The sequence below is a fragment of the Desemzia sp. FAM 23990 genome (assembly GCF_045528485.1).
Taxonomy (GTDB): domain Bacteria; phylum Bacillota; class Bacilli; order Lactobacillales; family Carnobacteriaceae; genus Desemzia.
In genome coordinates this window covers 43,510-67,355 of record NZ_JBGQQW010000016.1, presented here as the reverse complement: position 1 = coordinate 67,355, position 23,846 = coordinate 43,510, and the positions used below count along the sequence as shown (strand labels likewise).

Here is a 23,846-nt window from a genome sequence, read left to right as displayed (position 1 = left end):
TTGCCGAAAACCATTTATTAAAAGCAGAATTTAGTTTATACTTATCCATAAGTTGGGTCCTTTTTATTGGTCTTGGATAAGTCATCCAAGTTCAGTATAAAGGACTTTTTTGCATATTGGAATAGGAAACATAACATTGTGAAACATATTATGTTTCATGCAACACTAGTGAAAACAAATGAAATAATTGAAACTGAAAAGAATAAGTATTTTAAAAAAATGAAACAAAAATCTGCTGATTATGACATGAAAATCAGCAATGCATTGAAGTTTTTAGAAATAGAAGGTGAAACTATTACTGACGAAAAAGCTTTCTTAATTTTGAAAGATTTTATGGGTGATGATGAGACAATACATTTATTCAAAAATGTCATTGAAAAACAACTTACGCCAATGAATGCATACCGGATTAATAGCTTCAAGAAAACCTTTAGTAAATTCAATGAGAGAGAGGCTCTTTTAAATACATTTGGAGAACTGGAATCAACGGCCAAAGATTTGTTCATTCGTCCATTAACAAAACAAAATTCATCTATATTGCGTGATCAAGAATTTGTTTCTAAATACATGGCGGGTTATGCAGATATTGCGGATCCATTAGCCTTAGTTAATTTAGCTGAGATTGTAGAAAATTTAGTGCCTGAAGATAACTAAACATATTGATTGGATTGATTAATGTTGAATGAAAGATATGGTTATATTATACATGTGCTTAATAATTGGAAATTATACTCAGAAAGTTTAGAAGAATTAGATCGGATAAATTTATACACTCTTTATGATGCATTTGAAGTTCTAAACCTAAATGAAGAAAGATATTTATATGATGTGTACTTCTTGGGTATGTCATTCCTAAAAGAGTTTAGCGACAGCTACCAAATCTCATATTTAGATATTTTGGAAAAAATGACAAAAGCTATTGAAAACCATATGGAATATATAAATTATATTGATAAATTAAAGGAGAAAAAAGCAATAGAAAGGAGAAGAAGGAGAAGAAGGGCATTAGCTAAAGTATTAATGAATGAAGCGAAGACATATTTGACACCACTCAAGGACTTAAACGGCCCAGTCGTGGATCAATGGGAATATATAATACCGATAGAAAAGATAATTGATGAGTTACAGGCTTTCAAACATAGGTATGTTTTGAAAGCTAGATATATATCAAATCAGTTCATGAAGGAAATAAGTATAGATTTGAAATGTGATATTCGAAAAGTAAGCAAAATTCATGATGAGGCACTAAAAGAATTCGCCGAAATATTACGTCGAGAAAAAGAAGGTTATCAAAATGAATAAGAATATTGAAGTAATAAATGAACATCTTTGGTTAGTAAACTTTCAGCATTTGGACCAGGGATATATTTCCGAATTGAAAGATGTGAGTAAAAATCACACTGATTATAAAATCATTACCAAAGAAGGAACCTTGATATTGGATAAGGCCTACAAAGAAGGTTCTGAACTAGTTCCGATTTTTATTTATGTGATGAATCTTGACGATAAACGATTAAGGGAAAACCAAGCTTTTAAATCATTTTTAGCCGAAAGTAATCCTAAAATAGAAAACTGGGATGAAAAACTAATGAATACCTATATTGGTTACCATCATTTAGAAGCAGCACAAAAAATGTTCAATGAAATTTCCGTACTCGAACAAACTAGACGGAAAGTAAAAAAAGAGTACAAAAAAAGGTCTAAATCGTTCATTAGAAAGCTTTTTAACCGGAAAGGGTGAATCACTTGCTAAAGATATTGAACCACCTCTATGTGGTTAATTTTGATGAATTAGACATAATTCCTGAAGAAAGGAAAGAACTCTTTTATTATATGGAATCGAATGGAACAGTATTCATCAATAATAAAGAAAAAAGCTTTATTGGGAGTACGCGAATCATGAAATATCTGATGTTGCAGCCCAAACAATCTTTTGATAATAAATACATGTTTTATGAGTTTTTGAAAAACTATTATCCAGAACACAAAAGTAATCGTCACCATTCTTTTTGGGAAGAATTTATTATCGAAAATAATCATCAAGCGGCTGAACATGTATTTAACCGTTTATGCACCTTTGAATTAAAAAGAAGAATATTAGTAAAAAATTATAGAAGCAATAAATTACTGAAAAGGTAGGTGGAAAAAATGGCACACATAGGAACAACGTTAGAAATATATGATCAAATGAGTTCTCCTCTGCAAAGTATAACAAGTTCACTATATACTGCTGTAAATGCTTTTGAAGATATGCAAGGTGTAGCGAATAATGCATTTGACAATACAAATTACGACAATATCCGGAGTGAATTAGATAATGTAACCAAATCATTTTCTAAGATGCGTGAAAATATAGCACAAGATTTACCTCCACTTGATATTCCCGTACCAGAACCAGTGATCGTTCCTATTGAATGGGATGTAAGTGAAGTAGAGGTTTATAAAACAAGTGGAATAGAAAGATTTCAACAAGAAGTTGGCTCTACTAACACTATGCTTAGTAATCTGGCCAATACTCAATCTGATATAGCTAGCCGAGCAGCAACCATGGATATACTCCCATATGACGCGGTAAATGATTTAGGTATGATGAGTAATCGAATAAGCGACATCCAAACGCAAATTCAATATTTGGAACAGAATCCAGTAGATTTAGATATTAATTTGGTCAATAATCAACTTGAAACATTGAGACGTTCTTTACAACAAGCTGAAATGCAACAGAATGAATTAAATGAAGCTATGCAGCGTATGGATGCCGTAGACGCCAATCAAGCGTATAAGAAGCTGAATACCACCATTAGTGGAACAGAACGCTACCTAAGAGATAATATCGATACACAAGACCAATTCAATAAAGAGATAAGAGCTGGAACCAGTGAAGCGAGTAATCTAGGTAGGACATTAGGTAGGGCTGTAGCAACCTATTTAACATTACAATCAGCCGGTTCAATATTGAACTTGTCGGATGAACTTACTCAAACCAATGCACGATTAGGTTTGATGAATGATGGTTTACAAACCACTAAAGAGTTGCAAGATTTGATCTTCTTAGCGGCACAACGTTCAAGAGGTGAATATATGGGTATGGCTGACACAGTGGCCAAACTTGGACAACGTGCAGGTGATGCATTTGATAATACCCAACAAGTTTTGGCTTTTGCTGAAACCTTAAATAAAGCCTTTGTTGTAGCTGGAGCAAGTCAAGAAGAAGTTTCAAGCGCAACACTCCAATTGACACAAGCTTTAGGTTCTGGAGTGTTACGTGGTGAAGAATTAAATGCAGTATTTGAAGCTGCACCAAATATTATTCAAACGATTGCAGCCTATATTGATGAACCTATCGGTAAGATTCGTGAAATGGCTTCAGAAGGTCAAATTACTGCTGAAATCGTTAAGAATGCCATGTTGAGCGCTACTGATGCGATTAATGCCGATTTTGAAAAAATGCCGATGACATTTAGTCAAATTTGGCAAGGTTTCAAAAATAATGCATTGATGGCTTTTCAACCGGTGCTACAAAGGTTAAATCAATTGGCAAATACACCAGCATTTCAAAATTTTGTGAATAACGGAATTCAAGCCGTTGCTGTACTTGCATCTGTCGTGATGGCTGCATTTCAAGGCATGATCACCGCAGGTCAATTTGTTGCTGATAATTGGGGAATGATTGGTCCAGCAATTTACGGTATAGCGGCAGCACTTGGATTTTATATGGGTGTTTTAGCCGTTTACAAAACAGCTTTGGCTATTACTGCAGGAATTGAAGCCGTATCGGCAGTAATTAAAGGTGTTCATGCAGCGGCAAGTTTCTTACAAGCAGGGAATACGTGGGCAGCTACAGCAGCCCAATACGGATTGAACGCGGCATTATTAGCAAGTCCAATTACTTGGGTGATTTTAGGTATTATCGCAATTATTGCGGTTCTTTATGCAGTAGTTGGAGCAATCAACCACTTTGCCGGTACTTCCATAAGTGCAACCGGAGTTGTAGCCGGAGCCTTTGCAATAATGGGAACGATTATTTGGAATATCCTAATCGCTATTGTGAATATTGGAATTGCTACAATTGAATTATTCGTTAACGTATGGAATATGGGAATTTGGGCATTAAAATTAGCCTTCATTGGATTAGCTTTAATAGTGGCCGTAATCCTAGATGTCATTCTATCAATCGGTATTTCAATTGCTGCATTATTTGTGAATATTTGGAATATGGGAATTTGGTTAATTCAGATGGCCTTTTTCGGATTACTCACATTAGTATTCATTATTTTGGATTCTTTATTAAATATGGGAATCTCAACGGCTGAATTTTTCGCCAACGCATGGAATTTTGGTCTATGGGCCGTCCAGATGGGCTTCATTGGATTTAATATCTTAGCACTTAGTATTTTAGACGGTATCTTAAATGCGGGTATCAGTTCAGCAGAGTTTTTTGCAAATGCTTGGAATTCTGGAGTTTATAGTATTCAAAATGCGTTTTATCATATGGCAATTTTTGCATCGAAAGCCATGCAAGCAGCAGGAAGTGGAGCGATTGGGTTAGTCAATGTTGTTCTTAGTGCTATTTCATCTATTATTAATACAGCCGTCAGCGGATTAAATGGTCTGATTGGTATGGCAAACATGATTCCAGGTGTTAATGTCGGCGCAATCGGAACAGTTGATTTACAAGTTGGATCAGGTGTTCAAGGTATGGTCGATAATATAGGTGCTAGTTTGTCTGCTCCAACTAAAGCAGAAACTGTATCACTCGATCGTTCTAATTTAGCTGGGAATTACAAAAATTCAGTAGATGTTCCATCTATGCCGGAAATGACTCAATTCGATCGTTCAAACCTTACAAAAGGTTTCTTAAATGGTGTAGATGTTCCTAAAATGCCAGAAACTGTTATGTTTGACACACCAAATATTACCAAAGACTTTCTATCCAATGTTGAACTTCCTAAGATGCCAGAAACAATCATGTTTGACAAATTAGATTATAAGAGTCTCGAAGATGCACATGCTGCTGGGTATGAATGGGGCGAAAACTTAGCTGAAAATGTCAAGAACTTTGACTTAATGGAAATGCTTGGTTTCGATATGCCAGACACCCCAACTGAAGCAGATTATGCGGATATGTTGGATAAGTTAGGTTCAGGAAATATTCCAACCTTAGAAGAAATGGGTGGAATACCTGGTGCAGAAAATGGAAGTGGTGGAGCTGGAGATCTAGGTGTAGCAGCAGATGACAAAACTGGTGGAGCCGGAAGTGGTAGTGGTTCAGCAGAAGATGATTTGAAAGACATCGCTGACAATACAGATGATATGAAAGATTCTCTGGGCATGACTCAAGAAGATTTGAAATATTTACGTGATTTAGCTGCAAGAAGCATTGTTAATCGTCATACTACTAACCATGACATCAACGTAAATCTTGGTGGAGTAAATAATACCGTGAATAAAGAACAAGATTTAGATGGTGTCGTAGATTATATTGTTGGTGGTTTGGAAGATGCTATGAGGAAATCAGCGGAAGGGGTGCATGACTAATGGCACATTATTTTTATTTGGATAAAATAATGGATTAAAGGGAAAGCCTTCACAGGCTTTCTTTTCTTTCTTATGTAATTAGTTTACAATGAATTTAAAAGACGACAGAGGGTGGTTGAATGTCCTTCTCAAGACAACTCAAGAAACGGATGATTGAATTAGAACTCACACAAAATGATTTGGTAAAATTGACTGGTATTGGTAAATCATCCATTAGTCAGTATGTATCTGGAAAGAATACACCTTCAGATAAAAATTTAAAAATCCTTGCAGCTGTTTTGAATGTTCTAGTTTCTTATTTTAGGCTAGAAAATGATAAAAATATGGAAGACCCTAAGAATGGAAATATTCCAATATCTATTGCAGCAAAGAAACTTGGTAAATCAGAACAATTTGTAAGAGTTGGTTTACAACGAGGTATGTTTGATTTTGGGTATGCTGTAAAAATGAGTAGTAAATTCACTTATCATATTTCACCAAAGAAGTTCTATGATTATATAGGTTTAATTCAAAAATAAACCGTACACAAATCGTACAGAAAAAATTAAATAAGCTTATTTTTTAGAAATAATATGAATAATATAGATACTAAAAACCATTGAAATCAGCGTTATACATTAGAAGAAATAAACTTATGATTGAGTGGGAATAATGGAAAAAAGACCGACTAACCTTTATTTAAAAGGCTTTTTCGGTCTTTTTATTTTACTCTGAATCTGGTTTGTTCCTATCATTTATTTAATTATTACCTCTCACAATCTATTTAAGAAATTAAAGGCACTTAGATGGCTTTTATAAAAAACGAAATTTGTGTAAAGGATATAGATGTATCTAAGAGATCTTAAACCCGTATTAAACGGTTAAGTATAATTATGATAATACTTTATGATAATATCGCTTAAACTAATAAAAGTTTTACATTAATGTTAGAATAATTATATAATGAAGCATTTTTTTCTAATCTCGATAATAAGGAGAGATGATCAATGTTAAAATATATAACCGCTAGCGGAATTGCTCTCAGTGTCCTGTTTGTCTTATCGGAAATAGGTGTCAACGTATTTGAGAATATGATAAAGACTAAGAGAGAAGCAGGAGTTCCAATAAAAATTCAAATAATGAATGCATTAAAAAACAGACAAGGATAAAAATGCTTGTCTGTTTTTTAGTGCATTCACTTGTTTATTAAACCCCGCTAAAGATAATTTTTCGTGGACTTGATCCATATTGAGCTTTTCCTTATGTTCCATCTCATATCTTAAGGTTACAAAGCTTTTTAACGTAGTTTAGGCAGAATTTGCCCATCCTCCATAGGTGGGTGATGAATGCCTATCGGTATGATGATTGCCGTTGGCAACTCTCATACGGATAGTATAAAGTTGAGTGTCTCCTTATTTGTCCTGTGTTATAATTAGGCTATATAAGAAATGAGCGGATAAAAGATGGTGTCTCATGAGTAAAAATCTCTAATGAAGAATCTTTTTTGAATTGAAAGTAGTTTATTAACCAAACCAAATAGCTCTTTCCCTATCAGAACTTTCCTTCGAATCAGAGGCATGAACAGTATTTTCAGACATACTTAGTCCATAAAGAGCACGAATCGTATTATCTGGTGAATTTTCTGGATCAGTTGTTCCATTCAATGATCGTACTCGACTGATGGCATTTTCACCTTCTAAGACTAAGGCAACTAATGGACTTCTGGTAAGGTAAGCAACCAAACGATTAAAAAACTGTTTTCCAGTATGTTCTGCATAATGCTTTTCTGCTAAATTTGTAGAGGCTTTTATTAATTTCATATCCACAACTTTTAAACCGTTTCTCTCATATTCGACTAAAATACTCCCAATTAGATTTCGTTCTACTGCATCTGGTTTGAGCAATACAAGCGTTTTTTCTGACATTTCTGAACATCCTCCTTAGAAGTGTAGTTACTAAGAGTTTAACACGTTCTGAATTTTTTAGTTAGAAAGAGATTGAATTGCAATAAGTATTGCAGATACATAAATATAGAGAGAACGGGTTTATGAATTTACGGAAACTCTTTTTAAGGTTTTTCGATGCAAACTTATGCAGTCGTTGATCCAGATCAATACGGAATAATTTAAAATAAGATAAAATGGATTTCTACATCAACAGCGGAGAGTTGTGTTCTACCTGTTGCAAGAAGGAGGAAAAGCAGTATGGAAGTAATGGAAGAGTACATAAGAATTCTGAAGGCACAAAATTATTTAGCATTAGCAACATCGGTCGAAGGAACGCCTAATGTGAGGATCGTCAATTATTATCCTGATCCATTGCAACAAAATATTCTTTACATTCGAACGAATAAAAACAAATCAAAAGTAAAAGAATTTCAGCTAAATCCATGTATATCTTTTACTACTATTATTAAAGACCGTTATGAATACATACGTGTTCACAATGCTCGTGTGGTAAAGTGTGAGGATTACCAAGAAGAAGGAATTAAGTCTGCTTTTTTAGAAAAGGATCCAAAATTCATAGAAAAGATGGGTAAAGAAAATAGCCCTTATCTTTACGCTATTATTTTTGAACATGCGTTTCTAACGTTGAATCCTGTGGATCCAGCTTTAAAAATACAATTTTAAAAATAAAAACTACTCTGGAAATCCTTTTTCAATCTATACCGGATTCTCTAGAGTAGTGTGTTGGTTTTCTTTAGAAGATTTTTCTGTTGGTAAAGAGGAAAAGGATATGCATTAATTAACATTCAATAATTTGATTTTTCCATAAGCAATTTCTTCGATGATTTTTTCTTTTTCTAGATGAGCTAGTTCTCGACTTAATGATTCAGAGGTAGTTCCTAAATAAGAAGCCAAATCTTTTTTAGCCATCTTTAGTTCGACGACGGGTTCTTTTTCTTCAGAATCGACTAGACTAACCAAAAAGTGCAACAGCCTATCTTTTACAGTTTCAGTAGTAGCCCAAGCTGTCTGTTGCTCAGAAGAACCTAATCTTTCAGCGATCGTAGCCAACATGTCAACAGCAGTAGCCGGGTATTGCATAAGCAGCTGGCGAAAATCGGCATGTTTGATGGCACAAATATTGCAATCTGTTAATGCTTCCGTAAAAGCCTCGTAAAAACCCTTCTTAAATAAAGCCAATTCCCCGGTAAACTCTCCTTCTGATACAATTCGTATCAACTGTTCTTTTCCCGACTCTGACAATCGGTATACACGTATTTTCCCACTGCTTAATACATAAAGCGAGTCAGCAGATTCTCCTGGCCGATAGATAGTCTCTCCCTTCGAGTAATGCTTATGTTGGATCAAGGGATGAATTTGTTCTTTTTGTTCAGCTGTTAGAGATTGAAATAGGGGAATAGTATAGATACAACATTGCTTTGTATTTTCACATCTATAAGTATGATGGTGAGATTTTGAATAGTCTTTTTTCATCCTGCATTCTCCTCTATAGTTCCTCACAATACTTTTTTATTCTACCAATTTTCCACTCCTTAGAAAAGGTATTATCATTTTTTTAAATAGTTTGTTGTACTTGATTTAAATCAAGTAGATAGAAAAAAGAATGCGCTATATTTAGCTTGTTAAATTTATTATCTTTATTCTTGTGTATATTTGAACAAAGGGAGTGTAAAAATGAGTATAAAATTGACTCAGCCGCAAGTCATGTTGCACCAAATGGTGACAGATTTTGCTGATAAAGAAGTAAAACCTTTAGATATGTGGATTGACAAACACAGAGAGTACCCTGCAGAACTATGGAGCAGTATTGTGAATACAGGCTTTTTAGGGTTGACCATACCAGAAGAATATGGCGGTGCCGGATTTGATGTCGTTGCCAGTTCTCAAACCATCTATGATTTTGCTCAACGGAATGCTAGTATTGCATTTACACTAGAAGGGCATTACAAAACGGTTGATCAAGTATTGAAATATGCTACACCTGCGTTAAAAGAAAAGTATCTGCCTCAAGCCACCCATCGTGTTTTTGGCTTTTCATCAACAGAACCGCAAGGGGGTTCTAATGTGATGGGATTTACAGCCAAGGCTGTTAAAGAAGGAGATAAATGGATTTTAAATGGAAATAAGAGCATGATCACAAATGGCGGATTGGCCGAAGTATACTGTGTGCTCTTGAAAACATCTCCGACAGAATTATCTTGCTTCCTTGTAGACCAAGATATGCCTGGGTTTAAACATGGTAAACGAGAAGAATTTATTGGAATGAACGGGACACCTGTAGCAGAAATTTTCTTGGAAAATGTTGTGGTCACTGAAGATCATTTGCTCGGGAAAATAGGTCAAGGTGTAGAAATTGGGGATAATGCCCACTATGATGCTCGTATTTCGATGGGAGCGATCGCTGCTGGTATCACTGAACATGCATTATCGATCGCGGTAGATTATGCAAAACAACGTGAAGCGATCAATACACCGATCATTCAATTGCATTCTATCCAAACAAAAATCACCGAAATTGCTATTGCGAAAGAGAACACACAATTATTGTATCAAGAAGCAGCTAGATTGAAAGTAGCAGGCAAATCCTATGCGAAAGTAGCCACTATGGCAAAATCATATGGTAGTCGGGCTTCAGTTACTGCAGCTGATCATGCCTTACAAGTACTAGGCGGATATGGTTACAGCAGAGAATACCCAGTTGAACATCTGATTCGTGATGCACGAGCTTTACAACTTGCAGAAGGATCGTTAGAAAAAATGATGATCGAGATCAGCAAAGAAGTTGTAAACGAGAGAGAGGATTGAGATAAATGAGCTTAAAAATCGTCGTGTGTATTAAACAAGTACCGGTTTCCAATAATTTGAAAATTGATCCAAATACAAAAAATTTGATTCGTTCCGGAGAAGCAGGAGTGATGAATCCTTACGATAAAAACGCCATTGAAGCAGCATTGCGCCTAAAAGACGAATGGGGTGGAGAAATCATACTATTGTCTATGGGACCTCCAGATTTTGAAATGACATTGCGTCAAGGTTTAGCTATGGGGTGTGATGATGCTATATTGCTAAGCTCCCGACAATTTGGCGGAGCGGATACTTTGGCAACAGGATATGTTTTAGCACAAGCCATCAAAGAATTAGGAGATGTAGACTTGGTATTATTTGGTCGTCAGTCTGTAGATGCTGATACTAGCCAGGTCGGTCCGATTGTCTCTGAACTTTTAGAGTGGCCGCAGATTACCTTTGTCAGTGAATTGCACAGCCAATATAATCAAGCCATGACTGCAACTCGCTTGTTAGAGAATATGCAACAAAAAATTGAGTTCCAATTACCAGCAGTAGTAACCGTACGCAGTGAAATGAACGTACCGCGTTACCCAACGCCTCGCAATATTCAACAAAGTTATCAAAAAACGATTCGTGTGTGGGATGAAAACAGTTTGACTGTTGATCCTAATAAAATCGGCTTGAAAGGTTCCCCAACTGTTGTACGCAGTGTATGGGCACCCGAAAAAGAAGCGAAAGCTACAACAGTGCTAAAAGGTACAGCTGATGAAGCTATTCGTGAACTGTTGATTCAGTTGAGAGCCAATAATTTACTCTAAGAGAGGTGGAAAAAAATGTCTAGTCAAGAAGTTTGGGTATACGCAGAAAAACATGTAGGTATCATCCAGCCGGTTACGTATCAATTAATTACAAAAGCAAAAGAAATTGCCGGCGATAAAAAAGTAGTGGTCATTTTATTTGAAGCAACAGATAAAAATCTGGAAGAAAACATCAAAGAGTATGGTCCCGATGAAATCATTGTAGTAAAGGATGACCGTTTGAAAGATGCAGCGGATTCTGAAATTGCCAGCTTAATGGCAGAGTTGGCAGCACAACGTCAGCCTAATAGCATTCTATTTGGCGCAACAGTTGTTGGCCGCTCAATAGCACCACGTTTACAAGCTAAGTTGAATACAGGTTTGACTTCTGATTGCTTGAACTTAGCATTTGATGGGGATTTATTGGTCCAAACTAAACCCTCTTATGGCGATAATATCATGTGCGAAATCATCTGTCCGGATCATCGTCCGCAAATGGCTTCTGTACGACCAAATACATTTGAAGCTAAGAAAATCAGTGATCCATCAGTCACAGTAACAGAAGTGACGGACCTGACCTTTAAAGCAGCAAAACGTGTGAAAATTATCGAAGAAACTCCTTTATTGTCTAAAAGCGACAGTATTGCCAATGCGGATCGGGTCATTGCATTGGGACGCGGTGCAGTTGATGATAAGGTGCTTGCTTTAGCAGAAGAACTAGCTCGGAAACTGGGAGCAAAAATCGGAGTTACTCGTCCTTTAACAGATCATCCTAAATTCAGCGGAGATGATCAAATTGGCCAGTCCGGTAATACGATTTCACCGAAACTATTGATAAACTTGGGTATTCATGGAGCTGTACAGTATACAACAGGGATTGGAAATGCCGAATTGGTGATTTCTGTTAACAAAGATTCAGAAGCGCCTATTTTTAATTATTCAGACTTTAGTTATATTGGAGATTCAGCCGAATTTTTAGAAGGCTTTTTAAAAGTGGTTCAGTAAAAATGTTTTGATGAGTAAACCTTTCGAATGAAAAAATAAAAATAACAACCTCCAAAAGTTAGAGTACAATCTAAACTTTTGGAGGTTGTTTTTATGGTACAGTATAAGGGAGAAATTAAGGTTAAAGTTGTTCAAATAATCTAATCGGCACTTTGAACGACGAACAACAGAACATCAATAGTAGAAATACAGAAGTTAAATAAATAATGAAGCAAACAGGAGGAAGAACAAATGAAATACACAAAACTTGGAAATTCAGACTTAATGGTTTCAAGAATTTGCTTAGGCTGTATGGGATTTGGCGATTCAAAAGCGGGACAACATTCTTGGGTAATTGATGAGGAGCAGACGCGTGAGATTATCAAGTATAGTTTAGATAAAGGAATCAACTTTTTTGATACAGCGATTGCTTATCAAAATGGGACGAGTGAACAATACGTCGGAAGAGCCTTAAATGATTTTGCTAAACGGGAAGATGTAGTTGTAGCGACCAAGTTTTTGCCTCGTACAGATCAAGAAATCGAACAAAATATTTCTGGAAAAGAACATGTTTTAAATTCTTTGGACCAGAGTTTGAAAAATCTTGGTATGGATTATGTAGATTTGTACATTTATCATATGTGGGATTATAGAACACCTATGTACGAAATTTTAGATGGACTAGCAGAAGCTGTAAAATCAAGAAAGGTTCGTGAGATAGGCATTTCAAATTGCTTTGCTTACCAAGTAGCTCAAGCCAATGCGTTAGCTGAAAAAGAAGGTTTTCCTAAGTTTGTTTCTGTCCAAGGACATTACAACTTGATTGCTCGAGAAGAAGAACGTGAAATGTTTCAATATTGTCAGGAAAATAATATTGCTTTGACTCCATACAGTGCACTAGCCTCTGGTCGTCTTGCAAAACACTCAAACGAGATTTCAAAAAGGCAAAAAGAAGATACGTATGCAAAATCAAAATATGATTCCACTTGGGAACAAGATCATCAAATCATTAAACGAGTAGAAGAATTGGCTGAAAAGCGGCAAGTATCAATGAGTGAAATCTCTATTGCGTGGCTGTTGACTAAAGTGACTTCTCCAGTAGTAGGAGCAACTAAAGTAAAACACATTGAAACAGCTGTTGATGCTGTAAATCTGCAATTATCTACTGATGAGATCATCTATCTTGAAGAGTTATATGTTCCCCATGAGTTAGTTGGCGTAATGGCTCAGACACAGCCTGGAAAAAGGATAAAAAATAAGAACGATTAAAATAAAGCGTTTTTCGATTGTACTCAAATAAAGATTTAAAAGGCTTGATCCATATAGCGATTAAGCCTTTTTGGTTATTCCAGAATTGGATTTAATAAAGTTAAAAAGCTGATTGCGGTATGATAAACTAAAAAGGAGTTTTAGAATAAATTTGAGAGTGTCTCATTGTAGAAACTCTTCAAGAAGTTTTGTTGAGAGATATAGAAACTTGTAACAAGTTAGCAGTGGCAATAAAATAAGACATTGTTTTAATGCTACATAATAAATATAAAAGGGGAATACAGATGATTATTGGTGTAACTAAAAAAACACAGCCTTTATTTTCTGCTTTACCAACTATCGAGGATAAAGAAAATGGGAAACGATTTGCACAAGTTAATCCATTATTTTCGTGGCACGCGAACTATATCAACGTCAATCGAAAGAAGATTCTGATTCTTCTCAATGATCAAACCTATACACCTATTATTCTACATGATATTAATGCACAAAAGAAAAAGCAATTGCCGGAATTGATTTCTGAAGCGATTCACGTGGCCTTTGATATCGCTGGGGTTTCCAATGAGAAAACGGAAGAATATTTAAAGGTTGCTGGAGAAATTCAAGTAACCACTACATCTAATCGTTCGGTACTTGGAAGTGTCAATTTGGTGATAGCAGATTTAAGTTTTTTTAGATTGAACATGAATCAAACGATAAACAGTGAAGCCATGACTTTTTTCAGTAATTATATTCATACTCAATTATTTAAACAAGGGTATGGGAGTAGTGTGGAAGCTCTGAAAGAGGCTTTGAATAAACCATTGAGAATAGAAGAGGCTGTTGAAAAGTCCCCTTACTTCATTGAAAAGACATGGGATTACAGTCAGGTTCCTCTATTAGATGATTGGAATATATCTGAAGAAAAATGGGAGGAATTTAGAGATCTTTTAGTGGAACACAATGAAAAAATGTTAATGGAGTTCAAAAGATATCTGGTAGAGGGAAAAGGCTTAAGTAAAAAAACAGCTAAACGTCATGCTGACCAGCTTGATTTTTATCTTAATATTTATTTAACGGATTACGAAAAAGCAACTCCTGTTGACTCTGGTGATTCGGTAGACTCTTTTCTAGGCGATTTCATTGTGCGAAAAGACTTAATGAGTTCAAAGACATCATTGAAACAAACCGGTTCAGCTCTGAAAAAACTTTACCAGTTTTTGTATGAAGCTGGTGAAATTTCTGAAAATGATTTAGACGACACTAATGAATTTATCAAATCCGGAATTCAAGAAGGAGAAGAACTGCTAAGCTCTATTATGGACGATGATGATCTTTGGTTTTAGGAATAGAAAAATGAAAAGGGACTGTTTATAGATGAATTTGGAAGAATAAAGGCAGCGTATTTTAACTGGACTTATATACAACGATTTGACGAATGAGATAGTTGAAGCAAGAGAAACAGTCATTTTGCTTATCAATGAAAACAATAACAGATTTGGAAAATCATCTGTTGAAAGAGAACCATTCTCAAGAAGGTAATCAAGTCTACCGGAGAAAACGTCCATTTGGAGCCGGAGCTCATCTCAATCAAGGCTTCACAATAGGAGACAACGCGGTTATTGGTTCAGGGAGTGTTGTCTCCAAATATATTCCGTCTAATGTGATTGCAGCGGGAGTGCCGTATAAAGTGATTCGAGAAATCACCGAGGAAGACAAAACGGGATATAAACCGTAAAATTTTAATTACGGCAAAACTAGAAACTATTTTATTACAAGTTAAAAAACTTTCTATCGAATATTTGACTAATATCCTATCCATTGAATCAATGGACTGTCCTTGATATAATGTACCCAATAAATCGAAAGGTTGTGCCTAAATGTACACTATCTAAACAAATCGTAATTGAAGAAGAAACAGATTCTGCTGACAAAGTAGGTTTCTTTGCAACGGTTTTTTTAGATACTTCATTTAAACAACTTTTGAATCGGAAATGGTGTTCCGTCATAGGCGCACCATCCTTCTACCGTTTAAATGAAATTACCCGACTGTCTGCAGAAACTTGCTGGCGGTCGTTTTTGTTTATTAGACAGGGGGAATCAGTATGCTACAAGTGAAAAATTTGACCTTGCATCATTTAATGGATTTGAAAGAGATTGTTAAAGCACTGAGTTTTACCGTCAATCCTGGAGACAAAGTAGCCATCATCGGTGAGGAAGGAAATGGAAAGTCAACCTTACTGAAATGGATCATGGGAAATGAAAGTATTGAATCCTATATTCAAGCAGATGGAGAGGTGATCAATCAATTCAGTAGCACCGCTTATTTGCCACAGTCTTTACATCGAGAATTTGAAGAGCTTACTCTGGATAAGTATTTCTTTGGACAAAGTGACGTTGTCGATATGGACTACCAGCAATTGTATCAAGTGGTCGGCCAGCTCGGCTTTGATGCAGATAGTTTAACAAGTTCTCAACGGTTAAGCAGTCTGTCTGGGGGAGAGAAGATTAAAGTCCAACTGTTAAAAGCACTTGCGAAAGATCCTGATCTGCTATTGCTAGATGAGCCTTCTAATGACTTAGACTTGGATACAGTTCGTTGGTTGGAACACTTTATCAAATCAACTCCTTTAACCGTAATGTTTATTTCACACGACGAATCTTTACTGGCGGCCACAGCAACAAAAGTTATCCAACTTGAGTTGTTACAGCACAAGACAATTCCAGTTGCGACTGTATCAAATTTGTCCTACAAAGAATACATTGAGCAAAGAGAAGCGCGCTTTGAACACCAATCTCAAGTCGCCAACAAGCAACGTGAAGAACACCAGAAGCAAATGGAAAAATATCGCCAAATCGAAAGCAGTGTGCACCACGCACAAGGGAGTGTTTCTAGAGCAGCCGCAGCAGAGGGACGCTTGCTGAAAAAGAAAATGCACGCCGTAAAATCAATGGGAAGACGATTTGAACGAGAAAAAGAAAATTTTGAAGACATTCCAATTCAAGAAGACGCTATTTTAGTGAAATTCTCAAACACTAAACCGTTGCCTGCAAATAAAATCATTCTTCATTTGGAAGATGCCAATATAAAATTAGGAGATAAAGTGTTAGCACAATCACTAAACTTATTAGTAAGAACGCCCCAAAAGATAGGCATTATCGGGAAAAATGGAGTAGGGAAAAGTACCCTGTTGAAACAATTGTGGACAACATTAAGCCAGCGCACGGATATTGAAGCTGGATATATGCCACAAAACTATGCAGATTATTTAGACTTAGAAGATACACCAGTTGAGTTTTTGAGTGAAACTGGGGAAAGCGATGAACGCACTCAAGTAATGACTTATTTGGGAAGCATGCGTTTCACTGCAGATGAGATGCACCACTCAATCCAATCTTTATCGGGGGGACAACAAGCTAAACTGTTGTTACTGAAAATTGATTTATCCGGGCAAAATGTGTTGCTCCTAGACGAACCTACACGGAATTTTTCGCCGCTTTCCCAACTGGAACTAAGAAAGCTCTTCAAGAAATTCGAAGGATCCATCATTACCGTTTCACATGATAGGAAGTTTTTGAAAGAAGTCTGCGATCAAGTGTATGAATTGAGAGAAGATGAATTGGTCAGAGTAGAAGCACAATTGTAATGAGTCGAGCACAACCTAACTTATTTATACGTTGAATTTTTTACGAATCTGGCGTTTTTTTAACAGTTATACATTGAATATCAACTAAATGGATTCTCTTCTCACAAAACGTATACATGATTTTATCCAAAAACATGTATTAATAAAAGTTGTACGCTATGTTATAATAATAGAGGAGTTCATGGAAACGGATACATTAAAAAAGAGAGGTACTATGACCAAACTAGGCATACAGATTTCAAGCGTTAAAAAATATCTTCAAACCCCTGAGGGAGTATTAGAATCGTTCAGAAAAGTCAGCGACATCGGTTATGATACCATTCAAATCCAATGGATCAATCCTGAAGTCCCAATCGAATTCATTCAGGCTGCTTTGAAAGAAACGAATTTGAAATGTATAGGGACACAGGATTATTACGATGTGGTCATGGAACATTTGGATGAGGTCATTGAAATGAACGACCTCTGGGGTGGTACTTATATTACCGTCAGTGGGCTACCAGAGCGCTACCAATCTTATGAGGGCTGTCTGGAGTATGCAAAGGAATTGAACAAGCTTTCAGAATTTCTTGAAACCAAAGAGAAAATTTTAAACTTCCATCCAAGACAAAAGGATGTGTTTCAATATGGGGATAAAAATTCTCTTGAAATCATTTTCGAAAATACGAGAAACGAATTCCAGTTTTTATTAGACATCTATCAGATCATTCACAGCGGTTTAGATCCGATTGAATGGATTTATAAGGTGCAAGGACGAAATGATGTGGTCCACTTCAAGGATGGGGTTGAGGAACCAAAAGGCCAACAGTTGCTTATGCCTGTTGGACAAGGTTCAATCCCATGGGAACCCATCTTTGACGCTACAATTGAAACGGGTGTAAAGTACGCTTTCGCTGAACAAGAGACCTTTGAGAAAGAGCCTTTCCAATGTTTAAAAGAAAGCTACGATTATCTTGTAATGAATGGCATAAAGTAAAACATATTGGTGATTCTAAAAAAGCCGAATCCTTAGCTTAAGGATTCGACTTTTTTAATTTGATATTTATGCTTGGATTACTAATTTACTATTTTGACTACAATGGTCAAACGGTAAAAATAACTGAAAAAGTCATTTTTACCAAATCAATTCCCTTCGCTCAAATTATCGGAAGTCAGTTTTCATTAGTAGATACGAATTACCAAACTATTGGTTTCAATAATGAATTAAAAACGATGTTCAATACGATACTCGTCAATGAGGATAGTCAAGATGAGGTCTATGAACCTATTCTGGATGGATGGATAGAAAGATAAGTGACAATAAAAGGTGTTTTTATTATACTATTGGTAACGGTTACGTTGAGTTGATTATATCAATAAAAACCGTTGGCGAAAATATAAAGTGATGAATAGGAGAGTATAAAATGCACATCGAACACATAGCACTATGGGTAAAAGACCTGAAAGGTGCAAAAGAATTCTATTGCAATTATTTTGGAGCCACTTCAAATGATGTTTACCATAACCCTACAAAAGGATTTAAATCTTATTTTCTAACATTTGCGGAAGGTGCTCGATTGGAATTGATGACGCGTACAGATGTGACAGAAGCTCATGAACCAGCAATGTTAGGATGGGCACATCTGGCGATTTCAGTAGGCAGCAAAGAAAAAGTAGATCAACTGACAGAACAATTGATCCAAGACGGCTACCGCTGCCAAGGACAACCACGCACAACAGGCGATGGCTATTATGAAAGTGTGATCGAAGACCCTGAAGGAAATTGGATAGAGATCACAAAATAGAAATAGTAAGCCCTTATGCTTTAGTGTTAACAGCGCTTTAATACAGTGCTGTTATCCTGAATTATTCTGGATATATAATGTTTTTAAGATGAAGATCGAGGAAAGTAGTTGCAGCTATAATCTATAGGTTGAAACAAATAAAAATCAGTAGTAAGGATCCTGTGTTTTACAGGATCCTTACTACTGATAAAGTATTTCAGCTTATTTTATTGAGTCTAAATACGTTTGATAGAATTCTTCTACTTTAGCTGGATCAGCTACTAGTTCATTTCCAGTGTCTACTAATGGGCTAACCGTAGAATAAGCTTTCAATTTTAACCCATCATAAGCAGTGCTGAGTTCATCTTGGTTGATGGAGTAAAGAATCGATTTACGCAAATCAGCACTGTCAGAAACCTCACGTCCGTTGGCATTAAACAGCATATAAGCTACACCGTTACTTGGCATACTTTGTAACGATAAACTGTCTTCTCCTTCAACAACGTCATATTTTGTTTCATCTAACCCAGCTAACAAGTGAATCTCGCCAGAACGTAAGGCAGATAAAGCACTATCTGCATCTCCGATGAAACGAACCGTTACGTTAGCGATTTGAGCTGCATGTTCTGTGCCAGCCATGTAAGCAGGATTTTTTTGGAATGTAGCTTCATAATCATTTTTCTGAGTCATGATATAAGGTCCACTAGCGTACAAATGATTGTCGTATGTTTCGCCTTCTGTTACGACTCTTTGATCTCCATAAGGAATGTCAGTAGAGATGTCAAAGTTTTCCACATCATATGTGTTGATGCTTTCAACTTGCTCTTGTGAGACGATTCCAGCAGATTGGTGTGCAAGATAATTCAAGACTTGTGGAAATGGTTCTGTAGTGGTCACTTTAACAACTTGGTATTGACCTGAAGCATTATCGACTTGCGCTGCATCTTCTACAACATTAGCAATAGGAGACTCTAAATTAGCCTCTAAAGCTTCTTTGACAGTTCCGTTTCCATCAGATAAAGAAGTATTTTCAAGTTCCGCAAGATCGGTAACTAAACTAACTGAATCAATGTGCTCATGTAAGCTGTATGTCCGGTGATCTGGAACAGAGTTGGAATCTTTAGCACGATTCAGTGAGAAAACAGCATCTTGTCCACTGACCATTTTGTCAGTATCAACGGCTTGTCCATCTTCAACGGCTGCGAAATTAATATCGTCGCGTAAAATGAAATAGTAATCTGAATTACCTTCTGCAATCGCATGGTTGTAACTCAAAGAACCATCAGAAACCACTTGGTCATTATCTGTTAAATTTACTAATCGGACATACATATTAGTATTCAATTGGTTGATTGATCCATCATTGCCTTTGATAGGGTCTAATGAAGTCAAATCACCTATTTGTTGCGTCAATATTAATGGTTCTGTGTCGTTTGAAGCAGTTTCATTAAATTGTACCGTTTCCCAAGGGAAAGCACGTGATTTTGCTAGGCGAATAGAATCTGTGTTTAAAAGATCTTGATTAAATGCTTGAGCTTTTAAAGAAGTATAAAGTGGGACGATATAAGCATTTTCAGTAACTAAAACATCTTCTAATTCTTTATACGTTTCGGTATATTCGTCAGAAGTTTGCAAAGCAGCCTCATTGATCAAAGTATCAATTTCGCTATTAGACAGATCACTATTGTCACCACCTGTGGTAAATAAAGAACGGACAGCATAATCCGGGTTTCCGGTTACCGTTGTCCAACTTGAAATAGCTAGGTCATAATTACCAGCTTCTTTCTGTGTTTGGAAACTAGCGTAATCTGGCTGTGTGTTCAAGGTAACATCGAAACCATTTTTGATCAATTGATCTCTAACAATATTCATGTCGGTTTCATTGCTTGAAGACCCTAATAATTCAATGGTCGTTTTTTCCGTTGTTTCACCCGTGGAAACATCAGAATTGTCATTGTTTGCTTGTTCTTCTGTTTGAACATTACAAGCCGCTAATAAAATCACACTAGTGGTAAGAGTTAGGAAAGATAATAATCGTTTTTTCATTGTACTTAACCTCCAAATTTTTTTTGTTGTGAGAAAATAATGATAAAGAATACCGGCTAGTTTAATTTTGGATCAGTTGCATCTCGAATACCGTCTCCTAAAAAATTAAAGGATAAAACAAGTAAGATAATAGCTAAGCCTGGATAAATAGCCAAATAGGGATTGGTTTCTAAATATTGGCTGCCAATTCTTAAAATGTTTCCCCATTCTGGGATGTGTGCTTCCACACCGAGTCCAAGATAACTTAAGCTACTTGTCGAGATAACAGCAGTCCCAATAGTTAACGTTGAACGCACAATCATTGGAGCCATAGCATTTGGAATAACATGCTTGGAGATGATGCGGCTGTTTGTCTGCCCTAAAGCTCGAGCAGATTCAATGTATTCCAAGTTGCTGACTTGCATCACATTTGCGCGCATCGTTCTAGCGTAAGAGGGAATCGACCCTAAACTTAATGCAATGATCAAGTTCGTTGTTGAAGCTCCAAATGAAGCTATGATCGTAATGGCTAACAGCATGCCGGGAATGGCGTACAGCACATCCAACAATCGCATGATCACGTTATCAGTCGTACGGCCGTAAAAGCCCGATACTGCGCCTAAAATACCGCCAACTACTAAAGGAATAGCTGTTGCAATCAACCCAACCGATAGTGAGATTTGAGTACCATAAACAATTCTCGTAAAAACATCACGCCCATAATTATCCGTCCCGAATGGATAACGTAAAGAAGGGGGGTGTAAAATAGAACTGTAGTCATTTTGAACAGCAAAAGAATAACTAAACGTCCAATTACAAGTAACTGCTAACATAATTAAGAAAGCAATGAACAACAGTCCGAGCAAAGCAGCTTGGTTTTTAATCAGCTTTTCACGAATACTTGTCTGACGTTTGCCCATATGATCGGGTTTGTTGTTTTGATAAAAAGAAGCTGCTACAAAAAAGACGAGTATATTTCCTGTAAGACCAGTCAATGCAAGAATGAATAAGGTTATTTTTTGAGTTGTTGGTTTCCAGTCAAACCATTTCTGCCCAAAAGCTAAAATGAAGCTGTGAAAGAGCACGATAACTATCATGAGGTAAAATAACGGTAGAAAAGTGTTCGATACAAACGGCTTAAATAGGTTCAAAGCCGTTACAGCAATGACCAGTATATCAACTAATACCATATAAATTGAATAAATCAGGCCAGTCGTTAGTGTTTTTTTAAACGTGGTAATTCCTGAAATAAAAGCAAAGATATTCCCTACTAAAAGACTAGCCATCAAAATCAACGAGCTGACTTTAATGGAAGAAAGGCTTGCTTCAGCATGGAAACCATCTTTTTTAACTGTTTGGAGCAATTTTTGATGCACTAGGCTGATGAATAAATTCAATATACCTATTCCCAGAATCACCGGTTTGAACCCTAATGGTTGAAATTGAATACTTAGCAGTATCCATAATGCAGCATAGCCCCAAGTCAATCCGTTGTTGAAACGGATTTGTTGGTAAATTAAATTTGTTTGATAGGATCTCACTTAAAAGTCACCTGCTTTCATCGTCCGCTTTTGATCCGGGAACGAATTCTTGGATCAATAAAACTGTAAAGTAAGTCAATAAATACGTTGACGATGGATAAGATAATCGCGATATAAACGACCCCACCCATAACACTTGGAATATCTGGGACAAATTGTTTGTCAACGATGTAGCTTCCCACACCATTGATGTTAAATACTTTTTCCGTAACAGAGGAGCCGCCAAGCATGCCGCCAAATTGTAAACCAATGATGGTCACGATAGGAATCAAAGCATTCGGTACAGCATGTCGAAGAATGACTCTTCTATTTGAGAGTCCTTTTGCTCGGGCTGTCAAAATGTAATCCTCATTGATGACCTCCAGTGTCGATGAACGAGTCATACGAGCGACGGAAGCCATCAGGCCGGTTCCAAGAACAACGGCTGGCATAATAAGAGAAGCGATGTTGTCTGCATTGTAAGTAGCCGGCAGCCAACCCAAGTTAATGGAAAAGGTTAAAATAAAAATCAATCCTTGCCAGAAACTAGGAATGGATATTCCAATCAAAGCGATTAACATGAAAAGGTGATCGAAAGTTGTATCGGCTTTAACCGCAGCATAAATTCCAGCAGGGAAAGCAACTGCAATGGAAAGTATCAAAGCAAATAAGGTCAATTGTAAAGTGACAGGAAAGCGGCGCATGATGGTTGTTACGACACGCTCATTTCCTTCAAAAGCATTGCCTAGATCAAACGTAAAAATACCTTTGATGGTTCGGCCTAATTGAGTTAGGTAGGGGTCATCCAACCCATGAACAGCATTAAAATTAACGATTTGTTCAGGTGTCGCTTGTTCCCCTAAAATATTCGTCGCTGAATCGGAAGGCGACAAATACAATAATGTAAAGACAATAATGGTGACTCCGATAATAACGAACACCATCATAACTAAACGATTAACGATGTAGCGCAAAGTAGGAATGGATACGACCAATAATAGAAAATACATAGGAAAACCTAGAAGTAAAGACAGTACAAACCAAAGAGGTTGTTCTAACCAGTGTGCGGTTTCATTCAAGAAAATCGGCTGCTCGCGGTTTGACTCTTTGTAGTAAGCTTCCACGCGTTCCTGTGTTTCTTTCTGGTAACCCACTCGATAAAGTTCGTTGACCTTTTTTTCCATCTGTGCTTGTGAGCTATGTTGTTTCAGAAAAGCAACCTTCCGTTTTTCCTGGGCCTGCAGCTTGTCTTTTAAAGATGTTGCCGCGCCGCTTTCTTCAAATTCAGTTTTGATTTCATGCTCCACAGTGCGTTTTTCAAACGGTTGGCTTTTTAGTAAGTAGCGGATGAGCACAAGAAGCTGAAAAGGGAAGCTGAGTAAACATAATCCTAAAGCGACAAAGGGTTGCTGTGAAGCTTCCTTATAAGATTGACTGACTTTTTGCAGCCAGTTTGATTTGGTGTGCATGCTATTTCCTCCTTCCAGTTATTTTAGTTGTCAAAGATTCGTTAGACATGTTTTCTGAAAAATATACAAAAAAAGCCCTTAAATGACTCTTCATCGAATGAAGAGCTATTTAAGGGCAAAAT

Annotated in this window: 23 protein-coding genes and 1 other annotated feature (1 of these 24 running past the window's edge); of the genes, 18 read left to right on the top strand and 5 right to left on the bottom strand. The window is 36.6% G+C overall.

Annotated elements, in window-relative coordinates:
- Positions 1-138: 138 nt before the first annotated feature.
- From ACEN4I_RS07855 to ACEN4I_RS07825, 7 genes are all read left to right on the top strand, one after another.
- Positions 139-654, top strand: coding sequence for a hypothetical protein (locus ACEN4I_RS07855; RefSeq protein WP_407127701.1), 516 nt, complete (start codon positions 139-141; stop codon positions 652-654).
- A 21-nt stretch (positions 655-675) separates the two neighbouring features.
- Positions 676-1,302, top strand: a complete 627-nt coding sequence (locus tag ACEN4I_RS07850; RefSeq protein WP_407102607.1) for a hypothetical protein — start codon at positions 676-678, stop codon at positions 1,300-1,302.
- A complete protein-coding gene (locus ACEN4I_RS07845) occupies positions 1,295-1,741 on the top strand; it encodes a hypothetical protein (protein WP_407102609.1) in 447 nt (148 codons plus the stop codon). Before ACEN4I_RS07850 ends, ACEN4I_RS07845 begins: the two co-directional genes overlap by 8 nt.
- Positions 1,742-1,746: 5 nt before the next feature.
- Positions 1,747-2,139 (top strand): hypothetical protein, encoded by a 393-nt coding sequence (locus tag ACEN4I_RS07840; protein WP_407127699.1) that lies wholly within the window; start codon positions 1,747-1,749, stop codon positions 2,137-2,139.
- Positions 2,140-2,148: 9 nt separating this feature from the next.
- A complete protein-coding gene (locus ACEN4I_RS07835; protein WP_407102611.1) occupies positions 2,149-5,538 on the top strand; it encodes a tape measure protein in 3,390 nt (1,129 codons plus the stop codon).
- A 149-nt stretch (positions 5,539-5,687) separates the two neighbouring features.
- Positions 5,688-6,056: a helix-turn-helix domain-containing protein gene (locus ACEN4I_RS07830; RefSeq protein ID WP_407102612.1), complete on the top strand. Its 369-nt coding sequence runs from the start codon at positions 5,688-5,690 to the stop codon at positions 6,054-6,056.
- Positions 6,057-6,524: 468 nt separating this feature from the next.
- Complete coding sequence (locus ACEN4I_RS07825) at positions 6,525-6,686, top strand: hypothetical protein (RefSeq protein ID WP_407097528.1); 162 nt, start codon at positions 6,525-6,527, stop codon at positions 6,684-6,686.
- Positions 6,687-7,040: 354 nt separating this feature from the next.
- Here the strand turns inward: ACEN4I_RS07825 and ndk are convergent, their stop codons facing one another.
- Positions 7,041-7,442, bottom strand: a complete 402-nt coding sequence (gene ndk / locus ACEN4I_RS07820) for a nucleoside-diphosphate kinase (protein ID WP_407102613.1) — start codon at positions 7,440-7,442, stop codon at positions 7,041-7,043.
- Between the two features lie 279 nt (positions 7,443-7,721).
- Here ndk and ACEN4I_RS07815 point away from each other — a divergent pair, with 279 nt between their 5' ends.
- Entirely contained in the window at positions 7,722-8,147 is a 426-nt protein-coding gene (locus tag ACEN4I_RS07815; RefSeq protein WP_407097527.1) for a pyridoxamine 5'-phosphate oxidase family protein, read from the top strand.
- A 111-nt stretch (positions 8,148-8,258) separates the two neighbouring features.
- On the opposite strand, the gene ACEN4I_RS07810 is transcribed toward ACEN4I_RS07815, so the two are convergent.
- The gene (locus tag ACEN4I_RS07810) at positions 8,259-8,957 is read right to left on the bottom strand and encodes a Crp/Fnr family transcriptional regulator (protein WP_407102614.1); all 699 of its coding nucleotides are present in this window, start codon (positions 8,955-8,957) and stop codon (positions 8,259-8,261) included.
- A 201-nt stretch (positions 8,958-9,158) separates the two neighbouring features.
- Here ACEN4I_RS07810 and ACEN4I_RS07805 point away from each other — a divergent pair, with 201 nt between their 5' ends.
- The 10 genes from ACEN4I_RS07805 to ACEN4I_RS07760 all read left to right on the top strand — a co-directional run bounded on the left by ACEN4I_RS07805 (position 9,159) and on the right by ACEN4I_RS07760 (position 18,731).
- Positions 9,159-10,289 (top strand): acyl-CoA dehydrogenase family protein, encoded by a 1,131-nt coding sequence (locus tag ACEN4I_RS07805; RefSeq protein WP_188204354.1) that lies wholly within the window; start codon positions 9,159-9,161, stop codon positions 10,287-10,289.
- A gap of 5 nt (positions 10,290-10,294) precedes the next feature.
- A complete protein-coding gene (locus ACEN4I_RS07800) occupies positions 10,295-11,089 on the top strand; it encodes an electron transfer flavoprotein subunit beta/FixA family protein (RefSeq protein ID WP_407097524.1) in 795 nt (264 codons plus the stop codon).
- 15 nt (positions 11,090-11,104) lie between these two features.
- Complete coding sequence (locus ACEN4I_RS07795; protein ID WP_407097523.1) at positions 11,105-12,073, top strand: electron transfer flavoprotein subunit alpha/FixB family protein; 969 nt, start codon at positions 11,105-11,107, stop codon at positions 12,071-12,073.
- A gap of 231 nt (positions 12,074-12,304) precedes the next feature.
- A complete protein-coding gene (locus tag ACEN4I_RS07790) occupies positions 12,305-13,321 on the top strand; it encodes an aldo/keto reductase (RefSeq protein ID WP_407097522.1) in 1,017 nt (338 codons plus the stop codon).
- 284 nt (positions 13,322-13,605) lie between these two features.
- Positions 13,606-14,646, top strand: a complete 1,041-nt coding sequence (locus ACEN4I_RS07785) for a DUF6933 domain-containing protein (protein WP_407097521.1) — start codon at positions 13,606-13,608, stop codon at positions 14,644-14,646.
- A 134-nt stretch (positions 14,647-14,780) separates the two neighbouring features.
- Complete coding sequence (locus tag ACEN4I_RS07780; protein ID WP_407097520.1) at positions 14,781-15,038, top strand: hypothetical protein; 258 nt, start codon at positions 14,781-14,783, stop codon at positions 15,036-15,038.
- A gap of 367 nt (positions 15,039-15,405) precedes the next feature.
- A complete protein-coding gene (locus ACEN4I_RS07775) occupies positions 15,406-16,947 on the top strand; it encodes an ABC-F family ATP-binding cassette domain-containing protein (RefSeq protein WP_407097519.1) in 1,542 nt (513 codons plus the stop codon).
- 181 nt (positions 16,948-17,128) lie between these two features.
- On the top strand, positions 17,129-17,923 hold the full coding sequence (locus tag ACEN4I_RS07770; protein ID WP_407127697.1) for a sugar phosphate isomerase/epimerase family protein: 795 nt from the start codon (positions 17,129-17,131) through the stop codon (positions 17,921-17,923).
- A gap of 68 nt (positions 17,924-17,991) precedes the next feature.
- Positions 17,992-18,240, top strand: coding sequence for a hypothetical protein (locus ACEN4I_RS07765; RefSeq protein WP_407102615.1), 249 nt, complete (start codon positions 17,992-17,994; stop codon positions 18,238-18,240).
- Positions 18,241-18,350: 110 nt separating this feature from the next.
- Entirely contained in the window at positions 18,351-18,731 is a 381-nt protein-coding gene (locus tag ACEN4I_RS07760; RefSeq protein ID WP_407097516.1) for a VOC family protein, read from the top strand.
- A gap of 201 nt (positions 18,732-18,932) precedes the next feature.
- On the opposite strand, the gene ACEN4I_RS07755 is transcribed toward ACEN4I_RS07760, so the two are convergent.
- From ACEN4I_RS07755 to ACEN4I_RS07745, 3 genes are read right to left on the bottom strand one after another with little or no spacing between them, the layout of a single operon-like run.
- Positions 18,933-20,756, bottom strand: coding sequence for an ABC transporter substrate-binding protein (locus tag ACEN4I_RS07755; protein ID WP_407097515.1), 1,824 nt, complete (start codon positions 20,754-20,756; stop codon positions 18,933-18,935).
- Positions 20,757-20,812: 56 nt separating this feature from the next.
- On the bottom strand, positions 20,813-22,276 hold the full coding sequence (locus ACEN4I_RS07750) for an ABC transporter permease (RefSeq protein ID WP_407097514.1): 1,464 nt from the start codon (positions 22,274-22,276) through the stop codon (positions 20,813-20,815).
- Between the two features lie 17 nt (positions 22,277-22,293).
- On the bottom strand, positions 22,294-23,724 hold the full coding sequence (locus tag ACEN4I_RS07745; RefSeq protein ID WP_407097513.1) for an ABC transporter permease: 1,431 nt from the start codon (positions 23,722-23,724) through the stop codon (positions 22,294-22,296).
- Positions 23,725-23,832: 108 nt separating this feature from the next.
- Positions 23,833-23,846 (bottom strand) — a binding site (T-box leader) (it continues 270 nt past the right edge of the window).